This is a genomic window from Brevibacillus parabrevis (genome assembly GCF_003710905.1).
GTDB lineage: Bacteria > Bacillota > Bacilli > Brevibacillales > Brevibacillaceae > Brevibacillus > Brevibacillus parabrevis.
The window spans coordinates 1-22,431 of sequence record NZ_RHHV01000010.1 but is presented as its reverse complement, the minus strand read 5'-3'; the positions used below and the strand labels follow the sequence as shown (position 1 = coordinate 22,431).

At 52.4% G+C, this 22,431-nt stretch carries 26 protein-coding genes; 3 read left to right on the top strand and 23 right to left on the bottom strand.

Annotated elements, in window-relative coordinates; translation table 11 throughout:
* Positions 1 to 76 precede the first annotated feature (76 nt).
* The 17 genes from paaX to coxB form a co-directional block, all read right to left on the bottom strand.
* The gene (gene paaX / locus EDM60_RS12785) at positions 77 to 904 is read right to left on the bottom strand and encodes a phenylacetic acid degradation operon negative regulatory protein PaaX (RefSeq protein WP_122964322.1); all 828 of its coding nucleotides are present in this window, start codon (positions 902 to 904) and stop codon (positions 77 to 79) included.
* Between the two features lie 150 nt (positions 905 to 1,054).
* A complete protein-coding gene (locus EDM60_RS12780) occupies positions 1,055 to 1,480 on the bottom strand; it encodes a thioesterase family protein (RefSeq protein WP_122964321.1) in 426 nt (141 codons plus the stop codon).
* A 33-nt stretch (positions 1,481 to 1,513) separates the two neighbouring features.
* The gene (locus EDM60_RS12775) at positions 1,514 to 2,713 is read right to left on the bottom strand and encodes a thiolase family protein (protein WP_122964320.1); all 1,200 of its coding nucleotides are present in this window, start codon (positions 2,711 to 2,713) and stop codon (positions 1,514 to 1,516) included.
* Positions 2,714 to 2,751: 38 nt separating this feature from the next.
* Positions 2,752 to 3,951: a thiolase family protein gene (locus tag EDM60_RS12770; RefSeq protein WP_122964319.1), complete on the bottom strand. Its 1,200-nt coding sequence runs from the start codon at positions 3,949 to 3,951 to the stop codon at positions 2,752 to 2,754.
* Positions 3,948 to 4,703 carry a 3-hydroxyacyl-CoA dehydrogenase family protein gene (locus EDM60_RS12765; protein WP_122964318.1) on the bottom strand — a complete coding sequence of 252 codons (756 nt, stop codon included), beginning with the start codon at positions 4,701 to 4,703 and terminating at the stop codon, positions 3,948 to 3,950. The genes EDM60_RS12770 and EDM60_RS12765 overlap by 4 nt, the downstream gene beginning before the upstream one ends.
* Entirely contained in the window at positions 4,687 to 5,544 is an 858-nt protein-coding gene (locus EDM60_RS12760; protein WP_122964317.1) for a 3-hydroxyacyl-CoA dehydrogenase family protein, read from the bottom strand. The genes EDM60_RS12765 and EDM60_RS12760 overlap by 17 nt, the downstream gene beginning before the upstream one ends.
* Before the next feature lie 21 nt (positions 5,545 to 5,565).
* Complete coding sequence (locus tag EDM60_RS12755; protein ID WP_122964316.1) at positions 5,566 to 6,342, bottom strand: enoyl-CoA hydratase-related protein; 777 nt, start codon at positions 6,340 to 6,342, stop codon at positions 5,566 to 5,568.
* Between the two features lie 9 nt (positions 6,343 to 6,351).
* On the bottom strand, positions 6,352 to 7,125 hold the full coding sequence (locus EDM60_RS12750; protein ID WP_122964315.1) for an enoyl-CoA hydratase-related protein: 774 nt from the start codon (positions 7,123 to 7,125) through the stop codon (positions 6,352 to 6,354).
* 53 nt (positions 7,126 to 7,178) lie between these two features.
* Positions 7,179 to 8,507 carry a phenylacetate--CoA ligase PaaK gene (gene paaK / locus EDM60_RS12745; RefSeq protein WP_122964314.1) on the bottom strand — a complete coding sequence of 443 codons (1,329 nt, stop codon included), beginning with the start codon at positions 8,505 to 8,507 and terminating at the stop codon, positions 7,179 to 7,181.
* Positions 8,508 to 8,551: 44 nt separating this feature from the next.
* A complete protein-coding gene (locus tag EDM60_RS12740) occupies positions 8,552 to 9,334 on the bottom strand; it encodes an enoyl-CoA hydratase-related protein (protein WP_063230841.1) in 783 nt (260 codons plus the stop codon).
* A 30-nt stretch (positions 9,335 to 9,364) separates the two neighbouring features.
* A complete protein-coding gene (locus EDM60_RS12735; protein ID WP_063230840.1) occupies positions 9,365 to 9,757 on the bottom strand; it encodes a PaaI family thioesterase in 393 nt (130 codons plus the stop codon).
* 96 nt (positions 9,758 to 9,853) lie between these two features.
* Positions 9,854 to 10,315, bottom strand: a complete 462-nt coding sequence (locus EDM60_RS12730; protein WP_063230839.1) for a hotdog fold thioesterase — start codon at positions 10,313 to 10,315, stop codon at positions 9,854 to 9,856.
* 3 nt (positions 10,316 to 10,318) lie between these two features.
* Positions 10,319 to 10,618 carry an EthD family reductase gene (locus tag EDM60_RS12725; RefSeq protein ID WP_122964313.1) on the bottom strand — a complete coding sequence of 100 codons (300 nt, stop codon included), beginning with the start codon at positions 10,616 to 10,618 and terminating at the stop codon, positions 10,319 to 10,321.
* Between the two features lie 298 nt (positions 10,619 to 10,916).
* Positions 10,917 to 11,234, bottom strand: a complete 318-nt coding sequence (locus EDM60_RS12720) for a cytochrome C oxidase subunit IV family protein (protein WP_122964312.1) — start codon at positions 11,232 to 11,234, stop codon at positions 10,917 to 10,919.
* Between the two features lie 3 nt (positions 11,235 to 11,237).
* Positions 11,238 to 11,864, bottom strand: coding sequence for a cytochrome (ubi)quinol oxidase subunit III (locus EDM60_RS12715; protein ID WP_122964311.1), 627 nt, complete (start codon positions 11,862 to 11,864; stop codon positions 11,238 to 11,240).
* Complete coding sequence (gene ctaD / locus EDM60_RS12710) at positions 11,864 to 13,711, bottom strand: cytochrome c oxidase subunit I (RefSeq protein ID WP_122964310.1); 1,848 nt, start codon at positions 13,709 to 13,711, stop codon at positions 11,864 to 11,866. The genes EDM60_RS12715 and ctaD overlap by 1 nt, the downstream gene beginning before the upstream one ends.
* Positions 13,712 to 13,770: 59 nt before the next feature.
* Positions 13,771 to 14,790, bottom strand: a complete 1,020-nt coding sequence (coxB, locus tag EDM60_RS12705; RefSeq protein WP_122964309.1) for a cytochrome c oxidase subunit II — start codon at positions 14,788 to 14,790, stop codon at positions 13,771 to 13,773.
* A gap of 339 nt (positions 14,791 to 15,129) precedes the next feature.
* Between coxB and EDM60_RS29135 the strand changes: the two genes are divergently transcribed.
* Positions 15,130 to 15,636 carry an SDR family NAD(P)-dependent oxidoreductase gene (locus EDM60_RS29135; RefSeq protein ID WP_233454089.1) on the top strand — a complete coding sequence of 169 codons (507 nt, stop codon included), beginning with the start codon at positions 15,130 to 15,132 and terminating at the stop codon, positions 15,634 to 15,636.
* Here the strand turns inward: EDM60_RS29135 and EDM60_RS12695 are convergent.
* The 6 genes from EDM60_RS12695 to EDM60_RS12670 form a co-directional block, all read right to left on the bottom strand.
* Positions 15,570 to 15,920: a DUF2512 family protein gene (locus EDM60_RS12695; RefSeq protein WP_063230832.1), complete on the bottom strand. Its 351-nt coding sequence runs from the start codon at positions 15,918 to 15,920 to the stop codon at positions 15,570 to 15,572. The genes EDM60_RS29135 and EDM60_RS12695 overlap by 67 nt on opposite strands.
* Positions 15,921 to 16,002: 82 nt before the next feature.
* Positions 16,003 to 16,230 carry a hypothetical protein gene (locus EDM60_RS12690; protein ID WP_122964308.1) on the bottom strand — a complete coding sequence of 76 codons (228 nt, stop codon included), beginning with the start codon at positions 16,228 to 16,230 and terminating at the stop codon, positions 16,003 to 16,005.
* A gap of 19 nt (positions 16,231 to 16,249) precedes the next feature.
* Complete coding sequence (locus EDM60_RS12685; protein ID WP_122964307.1) at positions 16,250 to 17,431, bottom strand: Ger(x)C family spore germination protein; 1,182 nt, start codon at positions 17,429 to 17,431, stop codon at positions 16,250 to 16,252.
* A gap of 26 nt (positions 17,432 to 17,457) precedes the next feature.
* Positions 17,458 to 18,966, bottom strand: a complete 1,509-nt coding sequence (locus EDM60_RS12680) for a spore germination protein (protein WP_122964306.1) — start codon at positions 18,964 to 18,966, stop codon at positions 17,458 to 17,460.
* Positions 18,967 to 19,093: 127 nt separating this feature from the next.
* Entirely contained in the window at positions 19,094 to 19,723 is a 630-nt protein-coding gene (locus EDM60_RS12675; protein WP_122964305.1) for a SurA N-terminal domain-containing protein, read from the bottom strand.
* Between the two features lie 144 nt (positions 19,724 to 19,867).
* A complete protein-coding gene (locus EDM60_RS12670; protein WP_229049749.1) occupies positions 19,868 to 20,254 on the bottom strand; it encodes a hypothetical protein in 387 nt (128 codons plus the stop codon).
* Between the two features lie 224 nt (positions 20,255 to 20,478).
* Between EDM60_RS12670 and EDM60_RS12665 the strand changes: the two genes are divergently transcribed.
* Positions 20,479 to 21,222, top strand: coding sequence for an ABC transporter ATP-binding protein (locus tag EDM60_RS12665; protein ID WP_063230827.1), 744 nt, complete (start codon positions 20,479 to 20,481; stop codon positions 21,220 to 21,222).
* 2 nt (positions 21,223 to 21,224) lie between these two features.
* The gene (locus EDM60_RS12660; protein WP_217365106.1) at positions 21,225 to 22,358 is read left to right on the top strand and encodes an ABC transporter permease; all 1,134 of its coding nucleotides are present in this window, start codon (positions 21,225 to 21,227) and stop codon (positions 22,356 to 22,358) included.
* Positions 22,359 to 22,431 lie beyond the last annotated feature (73 nt).

Genomic DNA, 22,431 nt, shown 5'->3' with positions numbered 1-22,431 from the left:
ATTTTAATTAATGGAAATATTATTGAAGAAGAAATGCCCTAGCTTGTCACTAGGGCGCTTTCTTCGTAGCAACCGCTTAATGCACAGGTGCAACTTCATACACCGTCTCGAAGAATCGAACTGCCCCTGGATTTAATCGTTGATAATAGTTTTGGAACAATTGATCCGCCTCTTTGCCTAGCCACAGTTCCGGAAGCAGCTCCTGCGGCAAGTCCGGGTCGATAAACAAAAACTTGCGATATTCATGGACGAGCTTCGTCTTTTCCACAAAGCAGTGGCTGTCTGGCACTTCCTCGCCACTGTCTATTTTCGCGGATAGCTGCTCGAATTGTTCGCGGTAGTTGTCAATGAACTCTTTGTACTTCTCGTTGATTTCAGCGATGTTCCAGCACTTTTGCACCAATTGCTTCGGATCGCTCCAGCCCAGATGCTGCGCGCTGAAAATTTCTACATGGTCGGTGATTTCATGCGCCTCGGTCAACTCTTTCACCCGGTCTGCGAGATTGTTCGGGCTGATCCACGTGCTCGTCGTCAGCATCCCGAAGCCCATCCACCCCAGTTCCTTGCGCAGCTGATCCCGCAACGCGCGGCGTTCCTCCGGTATGTTGTAGCTGGCGATGCACCATTTTCCGTCCCAGACATCTGTCTCGACTTTATAAATGCGGGCTGCCGCTTCCTCCAGCCGTTTTTTCCCACGTTCGGATACCGAGTAGTAGCTCTTGTTTCCTACTTTCCTGGATTCCAGCCAGCCTTGGCGGAGCATCCTGGAAATGGCGGCGCGAACAGCCGGTTCGGACAGACCAAATTCTCCCATGAGCCGTGTCAGGCTGCCGATCCAGATCTCGCTCCCGTAATGGCGAACATATTCTCCATAAATCGTAAAAAGCATGGATTGTGGCTTCACGTTCTTCAACCCCCAAATCGATTCATACCTTTATGCTGTGAAATTGTACCATATTCTCTAGAAGGTGCGTGAATCGTTTGAGAGTATGACGATAAAATCGTATAACGTAATTTTAACGTTATTATATTAAAACATTTTAAAAGAGTCAATTTATTCTGTACAATTATTTTCCGCAGCGATTTCTGCCTGGAGCGCTTCAAAGCGCCGCCTGATTTCGTGCTTGTTGAAAATCGCCTGGGTAAACGAACCGACCCCGACGCGATTCCGGGCGGTGTCGGCTGTCACCTCGCACACCACCCGATTTTTCGTGACTTCCTGGCACACGGCTTTGAAGGTCACCACTTGACCCGCTACCGCCGGACCGACATGGCGGATATCCACAGCGAAGCCGGAGCCTTCCTCATCCGCTTCCAAATAAGGCAAAATCACCTGACGCCCTGCCCATTCCATGTAGTAGATCATGCTGACCGTCGACATGACCGGATGCACAACCTCCCCTGCAAACTTGGGCAGCATGTCCTCTGTGACGACCACCGTAAATTCGGCAGTCGTCCCTGGCTTCAGTCCTTCCTTCACGCACATGCACCTCTCGTCACGCGTGATTGCTTTCTACACGCGCTCAATAATCGTCGCGATTCCCTGGCCCACGCCGATACACATGGCAGCCAGACCATAGCGAGCTTCCCTGCGCTCCATCTCGTACAAAAGCGTGGTCAGGATACGTGCGCCACTAGCTCCGAGCGGATGCCCCAAAGCAATCGCGCCGCCATTGACATTGACCAGATCAGGATTGACTCCCAGCTCTTGCACGCAAGCTACCGCTTGTGCGGCAAAAGCTTCGTTAAATTCAAACAGGTCGATATCGGCAAGCGACAGTCCCGCCTGCTTCAACGCCTTGTGCGTAGCCGGAATCGGCCCAATCCCCATGACAGAAGGATCAACGCCTGCCACTGCGGAAGCGACGATGCGGGCGCGCGGTTTAAGCCCAGCAGCCAAAGCCGCCTTTTGCTCCATGATAAGCAGGGCGCTTGCCCCATCGTTCAAACCGCTGGAATTGCCCGCCGTAACGGTGCCGTTTGCCTGAAAAGCTGGCTTGAGCTTTTGCAGTTGCTCTATCGTCGTCTCCGGGCGAGCGTGTTCGTCGCGGTCAAACAGCGTGACATCCCCTTTGCGCCCTCTCAGCTCGACAGGCACAATCTCTGCTGCCCATTTTCCTTCCGCCAGTGCTCTCGCGTAGTTTTGCTGGCTTCGCAGCGCAAACTCGTCCTGCGCTTCGCGGCTGATCCCGTATTGCTCGGCAACCTTTTCGGCTGTTTCGCCCAAGCTGATCGGCGGATACAGCTCGTTCATTTTATCGTTCACCAGCCGCCAGCCGAGCGTCGTGTCCACCAGTTGCTGATTTCCGCGCTGAAAAGCCGCTCCAGGCTTCATCATGACCAAAGGTGCGCGCGTCATGCTCTCCAGTCCGCCGGCAATGTACACTTCGCCAGCGCCTGCCTTGATCGCGTTCGCGCTTTGGTTCACGGCTTCCAGCCCAGAGCCGCACAAACGGTTGACAGTCACGCCAGACACTTCGACAGGCAAGCCAGCCAAAAGCAGCGACATCCGCGCCACGTTGCGGTTATCCTCGCCCGCCTGATTGGCGCACCCCATCATGACATCGTCAATCGTTCCTACATCAAGCGGATTTCGTTCCAGCAATTTTTGGATAACCAAAGCGCCCAGATCATCCGGGCGCACCTCTTTCAATGCTCCGCCAATCCGTCCGATCGGTGTGCGTATCGCATCGATAATGACAGGTGTATTCATCTTCCACTCCTCCAGTACAGTAGGACATCCCGATTCATCTACAACGCTTCGACCAGCGTAGCCAGTCCCTGTCCGCCCCCGATGCACAGCGAAACGATTCCGTATTTCTTTTTGCGGCGGCGCAGCTCGTACAGGAGCGTGCCTGCCAGACGAGCGCCGCTCATGCCGAGCGGGTGGCCCAAGGCGATGGCACCGCCGTTCACATTGGTCTTCTCTGGGTCAAGCCCCAGCTCGCGCATGCAGGCGAGCGACTGGGAGGCAAAAGCTTCATTCAGTTCAAACAGATCAATGTCTTCGACAGACAGCTTGACCTCGGCGAGCAGCTTGCGGATGGCTGCGACTGGTCCTATGCCCATAATGCGCGGGTCGACGCCAGCGCAAGCAAAATGCACGATGCGTCCCAAAGGCGCGGTACCCGAACGCTTCAACATTTCCTCATTCATGAGCAAAAGAGCCGCCGCGCCATCGTTGATCCCGGAGGAGTTGCCTGCGGTCACGCTGCCGTTTTTGCGAAAAGCAGGGCGCAGCTTGGCAAGCGACTCCACACTGGAATCGCGGCGCGGGAACTCATCTGTATCAAACAGCGTTTCTTCGCCTTTTTTTCCTCGCAAAACTACCGGGATGATTTCTTCCTTGAACAAGCCGGCATCGATCGCCGCGATAGCACGTCTCTGGCTTTCGGCAGCAAACAAATCTTGATCCTCGCGGCTGATGCCGAACTTTTCGGCAACGTTTTCCGCCGTATCGCCCATGGTCAAATCTCCGTAGAGCGACACAGGCGCAGAGCGCGGGCCGCCGAACGATTCCATCAGCGTCTGTGCCCCGCGCTGGTACGGCTGCTCGAATTTCTCCATGATGTACGGCGAGCGCGTCAAATTTTCTACTCCGCCCGCAAGCATCGCCTGGCTGTGTCCGGTCTGGATGGACTGTGCAGCCAGATTGAGCGCTTCCAATCCGGAGGCGCAGACCCGGTTCACTGTCAGTCCCGGCACGCTCTCCGGCAACCCTGCTTTCAACAGACCTACGCGCGCGATATTGATGAACGGCCCCGCGGAAATGACGTTCCCCATAATGACTCCGTCGATAGCATCGCCTGTTTGCCCTGCCTGCGCCAAGGCGCCATTCAGCACGAGCGCAGTCAAATCATCCATAGGCGTATGCTTCAGACTGCCCCCGAGCTTGCCGATCGGCGTGCGAACGGCGGCAGCTACGTATACGTCGTTTCTGTTCATCGTCATGCCTTCGCCTCCGCCTTGCTTTCGTATGCGTAAAAACCTTGCCCGCTGCGTACGCCGACTCGCCCCGCCAGCACGAGCTTGCGCAGCAGCGGAGCTGTACGGTAGCGCTCTTCCGCGAGGTCGCGCTGCAAGCCTCTGGAAATCGCATAAATCTCGTCCAATCCGATGCGATCCGCCCATTCCAGCGGACCATACGGATAGTTGGTGCCTTTTTTCATGGCAATATCAATATCGCGGGCAGTCGCCGCCTTTTCCATCAGCGTAAAAGCCGCTTCATTAATAATCAGGGAAAGAATGCGCGGGAAAACCAGCCCGACCTCGTCGTTGACGGCTTCCGTTTCTTTGCCAAGCGACTGGAAAAAAGCTTCCGCTGCTTGCAGCGTCTTCGCTTCTGTTTGCAGCGCCGGAGCAAGCTCAATCAGCTCCCGCTCCACCAGCGGAACCAGCGTGCCGAACCCGCACACCCGCTCGGGATGCTTCGTCCAGGAAGCGACCTCTGTCGCCGTGATCGCAAGCGAAGTCGTGAGAATCGGCACATCAGGGGCAAGCAAGCTGTCCAACTGGCGAATCTCCTCAGCCTTTTGCTCTAAATCGAGATTGCTGACCTCCACTGCGAACGCCACCGCCGCAGAATTTGTGGCGGCTTGCGCCAGGGACAGCACTTGATATCCTTTTTCTGCAAAAAGTTGGTGCAGCTCTGCAAAAAGCGGGCTTGTGCCCGTCAGCACGACCGCCTTATTTGTCATAGTCATAGAAGCCTTCCCCCGTCTTTCTGCCCAAGCTGCCGGCCTGAACCATCCGCTGCTGAATCCGGCTGGGCTTAAATCGTCCTTCATGGAAGAAGTCGGTGTACACCGATTCCGTTGTGGCAAAATTGATGTCGATGCCGATCATGTCCTGCAACTCAAACGGACCCATTTTGAAGCCGCCTGCGCGTTTCATGATTCGGTCGATCTGCTCTACCTCTGCCACATGGTCGCCCAAAATGCGCAACGCCTCGTTATAGTACGGACGCGCGATGCGATTGACGATAAATCCGGGCGTGTCTGTCACCAGCACGGGCACCTTGCCCAGTTCTGTTGCGAAGCGATACGCCGCCTGCACGTTGTCTTCGCTCGATTTTTTGCCGCGGATTACTTCGACGAGCGGCATGACTGGCGCAGGATTGAAAAAATGAAACCCGAGAATGCGCTCGGGATGAGGAAGCCCTCCAGCAATTTGCGTAATGGAAATGGAGGAAGTATTGGTCAGCAAAAGCGCGTCCGGTCTGCAAATGCGGCTTAGCTCGCTGAAAATGCCCTTTTTCAAATCGAGCCGCTCCGGCACGGCTTCGATGACAATATCGCACGCCGCCAGTTGTTCCATCTCTGATACGAGCTTTGCCCTGTCCAGCATGTCCGCTTTTTCCTGCTCGCTGATTTTGCCTTTTTCCACATCTTTTCCCGTGATCGATTGCAAGTAGGTCAGCGCTTTGTCCAAAACCGCCTGATTGGCATCCAAAAGCACGACCTGATGTCCTTTGCGAATGCAGACGAGAGCGATCCCCGCTCCCATCGTGCCCGCACCGATAACGCCTACTGTTTTTGTATTCACTAGACTTGTGCCTCCCTTCGCCTAACGACCCGTAAAACGGGGAGCGCGTTTTTCCATGAAGGCCGCTACCCCTTCCTTGTGATCGGCTGTGCTGCCCGCAGCCTCTTGTGCGTAGGCTTCGTAGGCCAACGTCTCTTCCAGTCCCATTTCCAGCCCTTTGTACATCGCGCGCTTGATCAGCCCGATGGCTCTCGTCGGCAAGGCAGCCAGCTTGCGCGCATAGGCGAGGGCATCTTCCATAAAGCTCTCTGCCGGATACACCTGATTGACGAGTCCGATGCCGAGAGCCTCTTGTGCCGATACTTTTTCTCCGGTCATCGCCAGTTCCAGCGCCTTGCCGATTCCGACGATGCGCGGCAGGAAGTAGCAACCGCCCGAGTCTGGAACAAGTCCGATGCCCACGAACGCATTGACAAAAGATGCTTTTTCCGAAGCCAAGCGAATATCGCAAGCGAGCGCCACACTCATGCCCGCTCCTGCTGCCACGCCGTTAACTGCCGCAACAATCGGCTTCTCCGTTTTGTGCATCTGCAAAATCATCGGATTGTAACGCTCGCGTAAAAATCCGCCGAAATCCACGTCTCCGCCAGAAACTTCGCTCAGGTCCTGTCCGGCATTGAAAGCCCGGCCTGCGCCTGTGAGCAAAATGCAGCGAACAGCGTCATCCTTTTGCGCCTGTTTAAGCGCCGCAATGATTTCCTTGTGCATGACTTCTGTAAAAGCGTTGAATTTATCCGGTCGATTCAAGGTGACAATCGCTACGCCTTCTGACACTTCATACAGAATCGTTTCGTACATGGCCGCCTCCTAATTACCCGTAAACCGGGGTTTGCGCTTGTTCAGGAAAGCTTGCATTCCTTCCTTGCGATCCTCGCTGGCGAGCAGCAAATAAAAGCCGTTGCGTTCATAGTCCATGCCCTCGGCAAGCGGCAAATCCTCGGCTTTGTGCACCGCCTTTTTGATCACCTGTACAGCGAGCGGAGGCTGGACGGCAATTTGCTTCGCCAGCTTGAGCGCTTCCTGAAAATACGCCTCCACTGGCACGACGCGATTGACCAGCCCGTAGCGCAACGCTTCTTTGGCCGATATCGGTTCTCCCGTCAGCAGCATTTCCATTGCCTTGCGCATTCCCACCGCACGGGTCAGCCGCTGCGTTCCGCCCGCTCCCGGCATGACGCCAAGCTTGATTTCCGGCTGGCCGATGACGGCTGTCTCCGAAGCGATGACGATATCGCAGTTCATCATCAGTTCACAGCCGCCGCCCAGCACGAAGCCGCTGACAGCGCCGATGATCGGCTTGGAAATAAGCGACATGCGATCCCAGACGGCAAACTGGTCGCGCTTCATGATCTCGATTGCCGATGCCTCTGCCATTTCGTTGATGTCCGCTCCCGCTGCGAACGCTTTGTCATTGCCAGTGAGCACGATCACGCGAATGTCCGGGTCCCGATCCAGCCGTTCCAGCTCGGCGACCAGCTCATCAATCAACTGCAAATTCAGTGCGTTAAGAATCTTCGGTCGATTCAAGGTAATAATACCGATACCGTCTTCGCTGGCCGTTTTGATATATTCGTAAGCCATGCGCTGTTCACACCCTTTTTCGCAGGTAGTCGAGTCGTTAGGAAACTCGCCAGCTAGATCGCTGCCTGGGCTTTGCCCCGATTGTCCACAATGCGAATCGCCTTTCCTTCGCTGCGCGTCAAGGAATTTGGTTGTTGAATCCGCAGCACGACAGACACACCCAATGTATTTTTGATCATATGCCCGATCTCTTTTACAAGATGCGACAACGCAGCGCTTTCATTTCCGTTGATTTCACTGGCGTACTTCTCGGTCAGCTCGCAGTGCACCTCAAAGCGATCCAATGCACCATCGCGCTCGATCACTACCTGATAGTGCGGAGCCAACTGGTTGAAGGTCAGCAAAACAGACTCGATCTCGGTCGGGAACACATTGACGCCGCGAATGATGAGCATATCGTCTACACGGCCTTTGATGCGGGACATGCGCATGGTGGTGCGGCCACACTTACAGGGTTCCGGGTTGAGCGATGCGATATCTCCTGTGCGATAACGAATGACAGGGAATGCTTCTTTCGTCAGGGAAGTGAAGACAAGCTCACCTTCTTGTCCATGCGGCAGCACTTCACCTGTATTCGGGTCGATGATTTCTGCGTAGAAATGATCTTCCGCAATGTGCAAGCCATCCTGGGCCTCGTGGCATTCGATCGATACGCCCGGTCCCATGACCTCGCTCAATCCGTAAATGTCCACCGCCTTGATGTCGAGCGCTTCTTCGAGCTGAACGCGCATTTCCTCCGACCATGGCTCGGCCCCGAAAATGCCGTACTTCACGCTTGTCTCCCGCGGGTTTATGCCTTGCTTTTTCATTTCTTCGACGATGTTGAGCACGTAAGACGGAGTGGCTGCAATCCCGCGTGGCTGGAAGTCCTCAATTAGTGTAATTTGCCGGGAAGTATTGCCCCCGGATACAGGAACCGCTACCGCGCCCATGTGCTCGATTCCGTTATGCAGGCCAAGACCGCCCGTAAACAGGCCATAACCGTAAGCGTTGTGGAAAATATCCCCTGGCTGGCCGCCCGCACAGCAAATGGCGCGAGCGACGATTTCCGCCCAGTTTTCCAGGTCTTTCTTCGTGTAGCCTACAACAGTCGGCTTGCCTTTTGTGCCGGACGAACCGTGAATGCGCGCTACTTCCTTCATGTCCACAGCGAACAGCTTGAACGGATAATTTTCTCGCAGATCGGTTTTTTTCATGAACGGCAGCTTCTGAATGTCTTCGATGGACTGGATATCTTCCGGTTTTACGCCTGCTTCGTCAAAAGCTTTTTGATGAAAAGGCACTCGTTCGTAGACGCGCGCCACCGTTTCTTTCAAACGCTCCACTTGAAGCTTTGTCAGCTCTTCTCTTGACAACGTTTCCATTTCTGTATTAAAGATCATGCCGTTTCCCTCATTCCGTCACGTTATGTCTTTGTAGCTATCGCCTATTCTCCCTTGAATACAGGCTTTCTTTTTTCGCGGAAAGCTTCCAGCGCTTCCAGGCGGTCTTTCGTTGGGATAATGACTTCATAGCACATCGTTTCCACGTCCAGCCCTGTTTGCAAATCGACGCTGCTTCCGCGGTCGATGGCCGCCTTTGCCTGATAGACGGCGAGCGGTGCGTTGCCGAGAATCTCTTGGGCCAGCCCCATTGCCAGCTCCAGCAATTGTTCCCCGTCTTGCGCAACTCCATTCAATATCCCCAAGCGGCAAGCTTCGTTCGCCTGAATGCGCCGGGCTGTCAAAATCAGTTCCTTCGCCTTCGCCGGACTGATCAAACGCGACAGACGCTGCGTTCCGCCCGCTCCGGGAATGATGCCCAGACTGACCTCGGTCAGCCCCATTTTCGCTTCCTCCACGGCGTAGCGGAAATCACAAGCGAGCGCTAGTTCAAATCCACCACCGAAAGCGAAGCCGTTGATCAACGCGATCGTCGGCTGCGGCAATCGTTCCAGCGCAGTGAACACATCGCGAATTTTGCGGACGTTTCTGCGGACTTGCTGTTCGTTCAGCGTGCGCCGCTCTTTCAAATCAGCTCCTGCGCAAAACGCCCGGCCTTCGCCTTTTATCAGCAGCACCCGAATGTCTTTTGAATCAAGCCGCACTTGTTCAATCAGATCACCCAGCCGCTCCAATGTAGCGTAGTTCAGTGCATTCAGCTCATCCGGACGGTTGAGCGTGATGATCGCCACATGGCCGTCTCGTTCAAAGCGAACCGTTTCTTCCACTTCTATCCCCTCCTCGTGCAACCATTCTCTTTAGCTTCGATTCGGATTGACCCGCGCATACGTTCCCGTGGCAAAAGCAACGAGCTTGCCGTCACAGGTGACGCGCGCCTCCATAATGATCAGGCTCTTGCCCTGCTTCAAAACGCGAGACTCAGCTTCCAGCCTCTCCCCGCGGGCAGGGTACAAATATTGAATTTTGCTCTCTACCGTAACGCATTGCTGCACGCCGTCTACATGTGGCGCAGCTCCATGTCCCATCGCTACGTCAGCCAACGTCGCCGTCACGCCACCATGTACGACCCCATCTATGCTGTTGAACAGTTCAGGGCGAATTTTCAGTGCTACCTTGCAGCCCTGCTCATCTCGGTGTACGACTTCTATGCCCAGGTAGTGATTGAATCGATTGCGGATTTCCACTGTCATCCTCTCGCCCCCGTGTCTGGTATCCTCGTGAAACAGGGAAAGGAGCCTGTGCACGCGGCATTCGGCTTCCTTTCTCCGTTTTGTGTGTGCATTTGGTTATTCCTTGTCGTCCAGCGAAATGAAGTATTCATTTTTCCGATAAGCCAGTGCGTCCAATGTCGCTACCAGGCCGTGCTCGGATTCTACGCGGATGCGGTACCAGGCTGTCCGGTTGTTCTTCTTCTCTTCCGTAGCCGTTGCCACAAGCCGGTTTCCTTTCATTGCTGCGGCCAAAAATCCGATGTTCATCGAGAGCGCAACAGATGTTTTTCCGTAGGAGTTACAGGCTGCGGCAAAAACAAAATCAGCCAGGGAGAAAATGATGGCGCCGTGCGCTGTACCGTGCGCATTCAACATATGATCGGCCACCGTCACCTCTGCTGTCGCAGTCCCCTCGCCAAGCTCGATCAGCTTGACTCCCAAAAACTGGGCGAACTGGTCTTGTTTCAGCTTTTCGCAAATCTCGTCGTAATGTTTATGATGCAGCTCGCGCTCGTCAACAAACGATTTTGTTCCCATACGTTAAACCACTTCGGCAAAATGCATGGACACTACTTGGCCTGCAAAACCGCGCAAGTCTTTTCCTGCTGCACGCCCCTCTGGAGATGACAACGCTTCCAACAAGGCTTCCTTCGTTTCAAAGTACATTTCTGCGAGCAGATGCAGATCGGATTCGCCCATCGGCGTGCCGTATACTTTGCTTACCTCCATCTTGATCAAGCCAGGCATTTTCTCAGCGAGTGCAGCGTGCACTTCAAAATAGTGCTTGTCAAAAGCCTCGATATCTTCCGGCTTGCGATAAATTGCCACCAATTTCACCATTGCGATCCCTGCTTTCATTCATTTATTTTCACAAAATATGTGACGACTTAATAATATAACGTTATTTTAACGCATGTTGATATTTTTATTATATAAAGCCTTGTAGATAGGTGCAAGTATTTTTCAAAAAGCGAGAAAACTCTGTCTGCTCCCTCCCTTCCCGAAAAGCCGCTCCTATCCCATGCTTATCTCAATTCCCGCTCGATAGTACAAAAAAATGGCTGCCAGAAATGACTTCTGACAGCCCGAAAAAAAGAGGACAGACTTTTGGTCTGCCCTCTTGCCCTTGCCAAGCGTTCTAGATCCACACCCAGTAAACGAAGACGATTACTGCAAGCAGGATCACGAACAGCCCGGCGAAAATGCTGATCCGTGCGAACTCGTGGCCTTTTTGATCCATGTGCATCCAAACAAACAGTTGGAAGAACGCCTGGATGAAAGCCAAGACGACGATGAACGGTACGGTAAAACCTACCGGAATCACTTCATACGCAACAGCAATAAATGCAAGTGCGGTCAATACGAGAGATCCGATGAAAGCTACAACGTGTCTTTTTGGACCGTCGTGTTTTACTTTCGGCTTGCGTACCTCTTCATTATGAGCGTGTGCTCCCATAGATTATCCCACCTTTCCACCGATCATACCCATGAGATATACCACGGTAAAGATGAATACCCATACTACGTCGATAAAGTGCCAGTACAAGCAGGCCAGGTAGAACTTAGGAGCCGTTACTACCGTCAAGCCTTTCTTCACTGCCGACAACTGCAACAAAGTGATCCAGAGAATCCCGAACGCTACGTGACCCCCGTGGAAGCCAACCAATGTGTAGAACGCAGAGCCGAACGCACTTGTCGAGATTTTATGTCCTTCATGCACATAATGCACAAACTCATAAATCTCCAGGGCAAGGAATCCGAGACCGAGCAATACAGTGATGGTCAGCCAAACTTGAATCATTTTCAAGTTTTTCTTGTGCAGAGCGAGTGTAGCCATAACACTTGTCATCGAACTGGTAAGCAAAAGAAGTGTTGCAGCTGCAACCAGCGGCATGTCAAACAGTTGCTGGGACGTCGGTCCGCCGTTTGCTTGATCACGCAGCGCGATAAAAGTTGCGAACAACGAACCGAAAAGAACAGTCTCTCCACCAAGGAAGAGCCAGAAGCCAAGAATCTTGTTCTTGCCTTCAAGGGTGGCTTTTTCCGGTTCATCAGGTAAAACTGCATTTGCGTGATGTGTAGCCATTAAGCCTTAACCCCTTTCTCTTCGATTTCATCCTCATGAATATGATAACCAGGATCGTCTTTTACAGAACGTGCGAACATACATCCGAAAGTCAAAATCAAGCCGATCGCTACTACAACGTAGTTGTGGTACATGAAGCCATAGCCTGCAATGAACAGACCGACGGACATCAGGAACGGCAGGAACGATGGCGATGGCATGTGGATGTCACCGAGCGGTTCAGCAGGTGTCATGCCTTTGTTGCCAGCCATTTTCTCGATCCAGAATGCATCCAGACCACGCACCAGAGGTGTTTGGGCAAAGTTGTACTCAGGCGGCGGCGACGGAATTGTCCACTCCAGCGAGCGTCCATCCCACGGGTCCGCAGGTGCGCGTTTGCCTTTTGCTGCAACGACAACGTTGATGAGGAACAGGATTGTACCGATCGTCATACCGAATACACCGATGGTACTGATAAAGTTCCCTACATCCAGGTCCTGACCTTTCAGGTATGTGAAGACGCGGCGCGGCATCCCCATCAGACCAAGGAAGTGTTGCGGGAAGAAGGTAAGATGGAAACCGATGAAGAACGTCCAGAAGTTCCATTTACCGATTGTTTCATTCAGCATTTTACCGAACATTTTCGGCCACCAGTAGTAAAGACCGGCGAACAGACCGAAGACGAGACCCCCTACGATAACGTAGTGGAAGTGAGCTACTACGAAGTAGCTGTCATGGTATTGGTAGTCAGCTGGCGGAACCGCGAGCATAACCCCTGTCATACCACCGATCGTAAATGTCGGAATGAAGCCTACTGCAAACAAGTTTGCGGTAGGGAAGCGAATTTGTCCGCCCCACATGGTCAAAAGCCAGTTAAAGATTTTAATACCCGTAGGTACCGCAATCAGCATCGTAGCCAGACCGAACAGCGTGTTGGCAATGGCGCCCAAACCAGTTGTGAACATGTGGTGAGCCCACACCATGAAGCCGAGGAAGCCGATCAGCGCAGTTGCGAATACCATGGAGCTGTAACCGAACAGGCGCTTTCTTGCAAAGGTGGAGATAATTTCAGAAATAACACCGAATGCCGGGAGAATCAGGATGTATACTTCGGGGTGACCGAAGATCCAGAACAAGTGCTCCCAAATGACAACGTTACCACCCGCATCCGGGTTGAAGAAGTTACCGCCAAACAAACGGTCGAACATCAAGAGAACCAGACCTACTGTAATCGCCGGGAAAGCGAACAGAATCAGACCGGATGTAATAAAAGACGCCCAGGTGAACATTGGCATGCGCATGAATGTCATCCCTGGAGCACGCATGTTGATGATGGTAACAAGGAAGTTGATACCACCGATCAGCGTACCGAGACCGGCAATTTGCAAACCGAGAACATAGAAGTCTACTCCGCGGCCGCTATATTGGTTCAAAGCCAAAGTGGTATAAGATGTCCATCCGGCATCTGGTGCTCCGCCAAGGAACCAGCTGGTGTTCAGGAGCACTCCTCCGAAGAAGAACAACCAGAAGCCGAGAGCGTTAACAAAAGGGAATGCTACGTCGCGCGCTCCGATTTGAAGCGGAACGACTGCGTTCATCAGCGCGAAAATGACTGGCATGACCGCCAAGAAAATCATCGTCGTGCCGTGCATGGTAATCAATTCGTTAAACGTCTTGGCACCAACTACAGAAGCTTCTGGATACATCAACTGCAAACGGATCAACAGGGCCTCATAACCACCGGCGAGAAAGAAAATACCACCGGCAATCAAGTACAGGATCGCGATCTTCTTGTGATCCACTGTCGTGAGCCAGTCCCACAGCCCTGAACGTTTTGGTGCGGGTGCGTGAGAAGCATGTGCAGACACAGGTTTACCTCCTTTTTAAGCGTCACTGCCTATGACGAAATGTCATTTCATTACGGTAGTTACTTCACGCTGAGTGTAGACATGTACTCTACAAGCGCTTTCACTTGTGCATCGTCGAGGTTGAGGTTAGGCATGTTGTTGCCCGGTTTTACCTTTTGCGGATCTTTGAGCCACTCTGCCAGATTTTCAGGCGTGTGGGCAAGAATACCTGCTACGCGTTCGCGATCTGCGAAGTTGGTCAGGTTTGGACCCAGTTTTCCGCCTTTTCCAGCGATGGCGTGACAGCCGAGACAGCTTTTGTTGAAGATTTCTTGACCTTGTGCAGCACTTGGAGCTGTAGCGGCTACCGGCTCTTTGGACTGAACGCCCTTCATGCCGTTTGCCCAGCTGTCAAATGCAGTCTGGTCCATTACTTCTACCTTGAAGTCCATCAAGGCATGGGACGCTCCACAGAGCTCCGCGCATTTTCCGTAGAAAATACCTGTTTTGTCTGCTTGCAGCCAAATCTTGTTTTCTTGTCCCGGGTTGGTATCGATTTTACCGCCCAGAGCAGGAATCCAGAATGCGTGCATAACGTCAGCAGAGGTCACTTGGAACTGAACCTTTTTGCCAACTGGCAGAACCAGGTCTTGTGCGGTTGCTACTCCCAGATCCGGATACTCGAACTCCCACCAGAACTGGTGAGCGGTTACCTTCACTTGAAGCGCTTCCTCTTTTGGAAATTCCTTGTGCAGGGCGAAACCGGTTGTAACGGTTGGAATCGCCATCACAATCAGGAGCAGGAAAGGAATTACTGTCCAAAGAATCTCAAGTGCATGATTGCCTTCGACCTGCTTTGGAACGCCTTGCTGTCCTGGACGCTTACGGTATCGGATAAGGACGTACGTAAAGATCAGCATAACGACAATGAAGACGCCGATCATGATAGCGGAGGACAGCTTCATCAGGTCATACTGCATCGAAGCAACCGGGCCGGAAGGCTTGAGCGCTGAGAGCTCATCTTTGCCACACCCGGTTAACACCAGCGCCAGCAGACCAAACAGAGAAAGCTGACGCCAAAACTGTTGCCAACCCTTCATACCAATGAACCCCTCTTTCTTCGTGTTGGTAACGTTCTAGCCACGCATACAAACTAGAAGCTTTTTGCTCTTTCAATTTTGCACAAGGATGGCTATCTATTCCTTCCCCAACTATCATACCCAATCAGGAAAAGTATTAGCAGTCATCCCAAAAACAAACAGAAGGAGCAAAAGGGCCGAGATTGCAGACTCCTGCCAATGCGTGGTAACCATTTAAGTATACATAAATTTTCCTTAATCTAAAGGCTATTTGTTATCATTTTGTTAACAAATTTATGAACAAATTTGTGAACTTTTAAGATAAATGTAACCAGTTTAGGCAACTTAAAGGAGAAATATATGAAAAAAAGACCAATTGCACTAATCACTGGCTCCTCCAGCGGCTTCGGCATGCACGCTTCTGTGGCATTAGTCAAGGCTGGATTTTACGTAATTGCTTCCATGCGCGACCCGCAAAAAAGAGGCCCACTTGACAAACTCGCAAACTTGCATATAGCAACCGAACATATGGAAGTGATTTCCTTGGATGTCACCAGCCCTCCCCAGATCGAACAGGCGATCGCCGACATCGTGGATCGACACGGGCGAATCGACCTGTTGCTCAACAATGCCGGATGCGCATACGGAGGCTTCAGCGAATCGTTGCGCCTGGAGCTGGATCGAACGGATCGCAACCCAAAAGCTGGCTCCTTCGAAAAACGATTGACGCGTGCGCAGCAAAAAGGACAGCCCCCGTCTTTTCGCAAATGGACGGGGCTGTCCCGGCAACAATGGCACCTCTATGTGTTTTCCGAGCGGATCGCACGAAGCAGCCATGTATGCTGCAAGTATTCGGCCACACCGTAAAAGATGGCGACAAATCCCGCTCCCATTGCCGAGATTTGGGCATCAGGCAAAAAGACGATGCTGCCGTATACAATCAGAAAACCGATGATAAAATCAATGGCGGTTGTAAGCCACAGACTGCCTGGAGCCAGAATGGCCCTGTCCAGAAAAAATCCGGCAAGAGCAAGGACAAAGCCGACACCGACAGACTGGTACAGGTTCGCAAAATTCACCTCGGGAAAGAGGGCATCAGCCAAAACAACCAAGATCGGGCTTACCAGAAGCTTCATCAAAAGACCGTCCACGTGTGTTTCCACTCCTTTGCTGAGGTCTTCTCAGTATGCCCCGCTTTCCAGCGGCAATCCTCGCGGCAACAAGCCTCCGTCCTCAATGCAGCCACTGCTTGATCCAGTCATCCATCGGCTTGTAGATGATTTCCATCGCATAGACAGGGTTGGGCACAAGACCAAATTGCGTAGCGGCATACATCCCGACACTGATCACGAGCATGACGATAAACACAATCGTTTCTTTTCGCTGTTTCTTGCGGATCAGCCTGGGCAGCTCGTACAGACTGACGACGATGGAGATGAAGACTACCGTCAATACCGACATGACTCCCCCTCCTGATCACTCATTTTTCCTTGAAAGCGTTGTTGATCGTTCCCAGTCGCCTGATTTTCACTTCTGCCTTGATGTGAACCGGGAGCTTGGCAAATTCCTTGTTCCAGTTTTTTTCGAGTTGTTTCCACACCTTCGGATACTGGCGGTGGATGACATCTCCGAATCCGAAAATGTCCACTTCATGCTGCTTCGCATAAGTGACCGCCCGCATTCCTGTAGCAACCATGCCTTTTTCGGCTTCTTTTTGGATTTCTTCGATCGTCTCCATTTTGGTCAGATCGATTTTGCACTGCACTTCGCCGATGTCATTTTCTAGGTGAATATCGACCATGATTTCCGGCTTGCCATTTTTCAGGATGGCTTTCACCTTGGAGTTCGACTTCATAATTTCCATCGTCAGGCGCCCTCCCCCTTTACACGGAAGGCTGCCAGCCGTACTTTTGACATTTCCGGTTATGTAGTTGTACGCCTTGCTGTCCTTCTCGTTGAGCCAGCCAATCAGCTTGTCTCCCCGAAAGGCAGCGAGTGTCGTGTACTGCAAAAGCACGTTGGAATCAATCTGCTCCACATTTTCGCGCTGATCCCCTTCCTCCGGCGAGCCTGTCAGCTTTATGCCCGTCAGTACCGCCTGTTTGCCCTTATTCGTCAAGTCCGCAATCAGTTGATCAAGGGTAATCGCGGCGGTTGGCGCCCACGCTTTGGACGACGTCTCCAAGGAAGCGAACAGCTCATTGGCGGGAATCTGCTCCAACGGCGTAATGACCTTCAAGATGTTGTGAGCTGTCGTACCGCGAGCCACAGCAATGTAAAAATCCGTCCGAAACTCGTGATCGCGCGAAACAAAATCAAGCACAGGCGCAATCCCCTCCCGCGCCAGTTCCTCCCCCAAAATCAGCATCCTCGTGTGCGACATATAAATTTTCCGCGGCGATATCGTCGTCATTTTGCGGAGAGCTTCAAATACAGTGGCACCGCTCATCGTAAACAGCGTAACAGGAGCCCTCCCCGGTTTGCCTTTGTTGGCTACCACCTCAGCCGGGTCCACGACCTGGACAGACACGCTATACCCGGTCTTTACCTTGTCAATTCCGATGCCGACGCAAATCGCCAGATCGTTCAGCTCCTTGCGATTCCAGCAACCGCCCAGCAGGAAGACAAGTGTCAAGCAGAGAAGCACTTTGATGACTTTCATAGAAGTTCACTCCTTGCCTTTTTACCTTAATGCTCTGGCGGCTTCGGCTTCAAATTCGGAGATTGACGGCGCATGTTTCGTTTGGTGATCGACTCTGGGCGTTTGTCCATCATCCAGCGCGGCGCGCGCAAGATCGCATCACGCTGTTCTTTGAAGGAAAACGGGGCGAATGTACTCATGTAGGGTACGCCAAACGAACGCAGGCTGCACAAATGCAGAACCAGCCCAAGCACTCCGACGATAATCCCGTAAATCCCAAAGGAAGCTGCCAAAATCATCAACGGAAACCGGAGAATCCGCACGGGAATCGACATGTTGATCGCGGGAAAAATAAAGCTGGAGATCGCCGTAATCGACACGACGATAACCATCGCTGCCGAGACGATTCCCGCCTCTACCGCCGCCTGTCCGATGACCAGCGTTCCGACAACGGAGATCGCTTGACCGACCGCACGCGGCATGCGGATGCCCGCCTCTCGCAAAATTTCGAACGCGATCTCCATCAACAGCGCCTCTACCAGCGCGGGAAAAGGCACGCCCTCACGCTGCGCGGCCAAGCTGATCAAAAGCTGTGTCGGCAACATCTCCTGATGGAAGGTCGTGATCGCAATATAGAGCGACGGCGCGAGCAAGGCGATAAAAAAGCTGACAAAGCGCAGCATCCGAATCAACGTACTGAAATCAGCCCGCTGGTAGTAGTCTTCAGCCGAATGAAAAAACTCGACAAACAAAGAAGGGACAGTCAAAACGAACGGAGTCCCATCGACTATGATGGCAACTCTCCCCTCCAGCAAATTCGCCGCAACCACATCGGGACGCTCGGAATTGGAAATCGTGGGAAAAGGAGTGTACGCCGCATCCTGTATCAGTTCCTCGATCATCCCGCTCTCCATCAGGCCGTCCACATCAATCCGATCCAGCCTGTTGCGAACCTCCTCGATTACGCCTTCCTCGACCAGACCTTTGATGTACACGACGGCGATCTCGGTCTTCGTCACTTCCCCGATTCGCCTAGTTTCCACCCACATCTTTTCGCTGGCGATCCTTCTGCGCAAAAGAGTGATGTTCGTCCGCAAACTTTCCGTAAAGCCTTCCCTCGGCCCGCGAATGACCGTTTGCGCTGTAGGCTCGGTCACTCCCCTGTCTTTCCACTCCTGCAAGCCGATGGCCATTGCTTTTTCATAGCCGTCTATGAGGATGATGACACAGCCGGAAAGCATGGCTGTAAACAGCTCGGGAAAATTGTTGACGTCTCCGATATCTCCAACGGTCAGAACCGCATCCTTTAAAAAAGGGACGAGATCTTCCTCTCGTTCCAGCTCTATTTCTTTGAACCGGGTCTTGTAGAGCAGACTGTTAATCAAAACGCCCTGTACCATGTGCGAGTCGACCATCCCATCCGTGTAGAGGATCGCAGCACGTACAGGCTCCCGGCTATCCAGCACCAGTTCGCGAATTACAATATCATTGCTGTACCCAAGCGACTCTTTCACAAAATGAACATTCTCATCCAGGCGAGGGCCAATCTGAGCCATCTCATTGCTCCTTACATTGGCAATTATTTATCCAGTTTTTCCACCCGAGTCTGTTACTAAACGAAAACATCAAAAAGAAAAGGCGCCCTCCCCCGTTCAATCGGGAAGAGACGCCTTTTCAGTTGGTTTATCCGGCAGCGGGCTTGTTCGGCTCGTCAAAAGACGGATCGTACCATTCTACCTTGTGGTTTTTCTGGATGTCATTCAGCCAGTTGTTGTAGTTCTCGCTGCGGTTTTTATCGGCCAAAACAGATTTGATCTGATCCCGCACCTTTTCAAATTCCGGCGCTGGCGATCCCATCTGCTGTTTGTTTTCATCGTAATATTGTTTCACTTGCTCATCTGTGACAGGGAATGCCTTGTCGAGCAGCTTGTCGCGGGTCATCAGGACAGACATCTTTTCACGAAGCTTCTTTTCGTCTAGCCCCATTCCCTGAAGATAGCTTTGAAAAGCTTCCTCGGAGCCGACTTGCTGTTTCATCGAGGCGATTTCCTTGTCCATTTCCTCTTTGGTGACCTGGATCTTCTGTGCCTTGGCTTCCTGCGAAATCAAAGATTGAGCGACCATCTCATGTATCATTTGCTTGCCGTACGTGCTTTTCATTTCATCGTACAGCTGGTATTGCGTAATCGAGGTATCACCGGCCTTTACCAGAACCGGATCTTTCTTCGCTTCTCCTGCCTGATAGACACCGAGTACAGCCAGTCCGGTCAGTAAAATGGCAACTGAGAGTATGGAAACATCAAACTTCTTCACGTGGATATCCTCTCTTTCAATGTTCTGCCCATCAAGTATAGCCAGGAGATGCGGTAGAAAAATGGAAAAGCCTTTACACAACTTTTCCACATTTTATATCATCATGTGCCGATTTGGCGATCGTCATTCACGGAAAGTGTCACCTTACATGAAAAACCGTGCAAAAAGAGAGGTGAGAACGGAGGCAAGGACGGGACCTAAAACCGCCCATATTTGTAAAAAGCGCTCTTGCTTTCTGCTTCTGTCTCCTTCGATCATCTGTGCCAAATTTTCTTTGTCCCGATTGTCGTTGTTCAGTAGCTGCATGATGATATCTTTCTCTTTGTTTGCTTTTTCTTCTCTCAATTTCAGCTCCGTCTGTAGCTTCGCGATCGCTTGCAACAAATCTATGCGTACGTCTTCCATGCGTTCTAATCTGTGTTCTATGCGTTCCAACCACTTTGTTGCGACTGTCATTTGTCCCTCAAGCTGGTCGATCCTCTCTTCGAATTTGTCCAGTTTCTGGTAGATGCGCTGCATTTGCAAGTCCATGTCTCTTTGGTTGTCCTGTTGCCCCGGCGTCATAGGTTCCACCTCCTCCGTCCTTTGTAATAATGGTTTATGTTGAGCAGTCAGCCATTGCTTGTACGGTTATCCCTTTCCTCTTCACCCGCAAGCAAAAAAGGCTGTGTACAGCGTTTTTCCAAAAAGCTGGGTTTTCGGCTACAATAGGGGGATGACCGATTGCCATTTGCTTTGGCGAGAAGGAGGAACTTATGAAAGCCTTGCTGGAAGTCAACAACGTAACGGGCGGCTACTCCCCGAGCCGTGCCGTCATCCAAAATATTTCCTTTGATATTCATGCTCACGAAATCGTCGCTTTGATCGGACTGAACGGAGCAGGGAAAAGCACGACGATTAAGCATATTTTGGGTCTTTTGCAGCCGCTGGAAGGCTCTATCCACATTGCAGGCCAAACCTTTCAATCCGATCCCGACCACTATCGGCTCTCTTACGGCTACATCCCGGAATCTCCCATCTATTACGAGGAACTGACACTTTGGGAGCATATCGAGCTGATGGCGATGAGCCACGGTTTGACAAAAGAGCAGCTTGACCAGCGAGCTTCCGTCCTGCTCAAAGAATTTCGCATGGAGGAAATGAAAAACCGTTTTCCGCAGCAGTTCTCCAAAGGGATGCGGCAAAAATTGATGATCATGATGGCGCTTCTCGTCCAGCCGCCTCTGTATATCGTCGACGAACCGATCCTTGGTCTTGATCCGCTCGGGATACGCTCTTTGCTCACCTGGCTGGAGCGCTGCAAGGAGCAAGGGGCAGGCATCCTCATGTCTACACACATCTTGGCGACCGCAGAGAAGTATTGCGATCGTTTTATCCTGCTCCACAAAGGACAAATCAAGGCCCAGGGCACGCTTGCAGAGCTTCGCCAGTTCACAGGTCTGACCAACCATTCGTTGGATGACATCTACTTACATATCGTAGAGGATGAAAAACAGTGAAGATGGATATGGAGCAGCTGTTTCAAAAAAGATTGCACGCCTTTTCCACAGAGTTCATCAAATACGCGCAATACATGGCCAATGGCGGTGTCTTGTTTGTCGCCGTTTTCCTTGCCGGATTGATCTCCATGTACTACCGCAGCATAATCGAACTGATTCCGGCCTGGTTTCCACTCGTCCACGCGCTGGCACTGGTTATGGCCATCGTGGTGACGCGCAGTCCGCACCGCACCTTTTTGCTGGAAGCAGACCTGATTTTCCTCACTCCGCACGAGACGCGGCTCGCTGGCTATTTTCGCCGGGCGCAGGTCTATAACTTTTTCGTCCAAAGCGTGGGACTGTTTGTGCTGGTTCTCTTGCTCTTCCCTATGTACACAAATGCTGCGGGAGCGGACAAAATACAGCTCTGGCTGTACTGGCTGATTCCGTTTTTGCTGAAGGGCTGGAATGTTCACAGCAGCTGGATTTTTTTGCGCCTGCCTGCCGTCCAAGCACAGCGCCTGTTCTTTGCCGCCCGCTTTTTGCTGTCCTATCTGATTCTTGCCTGGATTTTCAGCGCGGGGCAATTTCTCACTTTTGGATATGTGCCTTGCGGAGCCGTCCTTAGCGCCCTTTTGCTTGTCTGGCTCCATCGGCAAATGCGCAAAGTGCAGGCCCAGCATCCGCTCAAATGGTATCGGCTGCTGGCGATGGAAAACGGGTTGCGTCAGCGGTTTTATCAGATCATGAACAACTTCCGGGACGTTCCTGCCTTGCAGCATCAGGTGAAGCCGCGCTTTTGGCTGACCCGCCTGGCGCAGCTTCTGCCTTACAGTCCGGCTCATACGGCGCGTCATTTGTACGCCCGGACGTTCATTCGCTCCGGGGATTACGCCGGGATTTACGCCCGCCTCGTCTGCCTGGGCATCATCGTCATTCTCGTCCTGCCGAACCTGTACGCCAAAGCGATTGCTGCCGCTCTCTTGCTGCTGATGACAGCAAGTCAGCTCGGCGGCATCTGGCGACAACAAGGCAAGCGAGCCAGCCACCAGCTTTTCCCTGTTCCGCCTTCCGAGCAAAAGCGCGCATTTGTCTGGCTGCGCTCGACCTTGCTGCTGTTTCAGGGCGTCGTGCACATCGCCGTACTTTTGTGGTAACCAGCACCTTTTCGCTGCCAACAAAAACAGCCCTTCGCTTGGCAAGAAAGCCGGGACTGACCCCCGTCCGTAG